The following is a 1,808-nucleotide window of genomic DNA, read 5'->3' as shown; positions in this document are numbered from 1 at the left end:
CCTGGTGGCCGCCGGCGCCCTGCTGGCAAGCCTGCTGTTTTCCGGAAGGTTACGGGCCCTGCTGCGGGTGCAGCTGAGCAAGCACTTTTTCAGCTACCGCTACGACTACCGGGAAGAGTGGCTCAAGTTCACCCGCGCCCTCGCCAGCCTCAACGAGGAGGTTGCGGAAGGCATCATCCGCATCATGGCCAGCCTGGCGAGCAGTCCGGCGGGGCTGTTGTGGGGGGCTGCGGAGGGCCAGCCCCAGCGGCTGTTGGCGCACTGGGACATGCCGGTCCCCGCCGGGGCCACCGGCGAGGGACTCGGCAGCCTGCCGGACTGGCTGCGGCGCACCGACTGGGTGATTGACCTGCGGGAATGGCAGCGCGCGCCCGACCTGTATGAAGGCCTGGAACTGCCGGACTGGCTGCGGCAGGACCCGACCCTGTGGCTGGTTATCCCGCTGGTGTTTCGGGATCGCCTGGAGGGGGTGCTGATGCTGCGCCAGTCCAATATCAAGGACAATATCAACTGGGAAGACCGGGACCTGCTGAAGACCGCCGGGCGCCAGGCCGCCAGCCACCTGGCCCAGCACCTGGCCAGCCAGGCGCTGGTGGAAGCGCGCCAGTTCGACGCCTTCAACCGGCTCTCGGCCTACGTGGTGCACGACCTCAAGAATATTCTGGCCCAGCAGTCGCTGATGGTCGCCAATGCCGCCAGACACCGCGACAATCCCGCTTTCATTGACGACATGATCGCCACGGTGGAGAACTCTGTGGCGCGCATGCAGCGGCTGATGGAGCAGATGCGCAGCGGCCTGCGCAGCGGCGCCGCCGACGACCTGGCGCTGGCGCCGCTATTGCAGCAGGTCGTCGCCAGCCGCAGCGGCGCGCGGCCGGTGCCGACGACGGACTTCGCCAGCGGCGAGCTGCGCGTGGAAGCCGATAGCGAACGCCTGGCGACCGTGTTCAACCACCTGATCCAGAATGCGCAGGAGGCGACGCCGCCGGAGGGCAAAGTCAGCGTAAGCCTGTGCAGCCAGGGTGACCAGGCCCTGGTGCGCATTGCCGATACGGGCCGCGGCATGGACCCGGATTTCATCCGCCAGCGCCTGTTCCGGCCCTTCGAGTCTACCAAGGGCCTGACCGGCATGGGCATAGGCGCTTTCGAGAGCCGCGAGTATATTCGCCAGCTCGGGGGTGATATCGACGTCGACAGCACACCCGGCACAGGCAGCGTGTTCCGGGTAACCTTGCCGCTGGCAAAGACGCCGGCCACGGACATTCCAATACCGACCCAACAACCGGATTGATCATGACCAAGACAAGCACCAGACACCTGCTGGTAGTGGAAGACGACAAGGGCCTGCAAAGCCAGATGCGCTGGGCTTTCGACGGCTACGAGGTGGCCATTGCCGGCGACCGGGCGGAAGCCATTGCCGCCCTGCGCCGGTTCGAAGCGGGGGTGGTGTTGCTGGACCTGGGGCTGCCGCCGGACCCCGGCGGCGTCACCGAGGGCCTGGCGACCCTGCGCGAGATCCTGAGCCTGGCGCCGGAAACCAAGGTCATCGTGGTGACCGGTGACAACGATCGCGCCAACGCGGTGAAGGCCATTGCCGGCGGCGCCTGGGACTTCCACCAGAAACCGGCGGACCCGGAACTGCTGGCGCTGCTGGTGGAGCGCGCCCACCAGGTGTACGAACTGGAGCGGGAGAACCGGCGCCTGCAGCGGGCGGATGAAGACATGCCCCTGCGCGATATCATCGCCATCAGCCCGCAGATGCTCAAGGTCTGCCGCACGGTGGAGAAGATTGCCCCCACCGACATTAC

General features: G+C 67.0%; 2 protein-coding genes. Both read left to right on the top strand.

All coding sequences use genetic code 11. The features are described 5' to 3' along the window. The coding region (prsK, locus tag RJQ10_RS15345; protein WP_350148159.1) for an XrtA/PEP-CTERM system histidine kinase PrsK at positions 1-1,291 on the top strand (1,291 nt) is incomplete at its 5' end. Between the two features lie 2 nt (positions 1,292-1,293). Next, on the top strand, positions 1,294-1,808 hold a 515-nt coding region (locus RJQ10_RS15340; protein ID WP_350148157.1), incomplete at its 3' end, for a response regulator.

It is taken from the genome of Haliea sp. (assembly GCF_040222615.1).
Taxonomy (GTDB): Bacteria; Pseudomonadota; Gammaproteobacteria; order Pseudomonadales; family Halieaceae; genus Haliea.
This window is presented reverse-complemented; position numbering and strand designations above follow the sequence as displayed.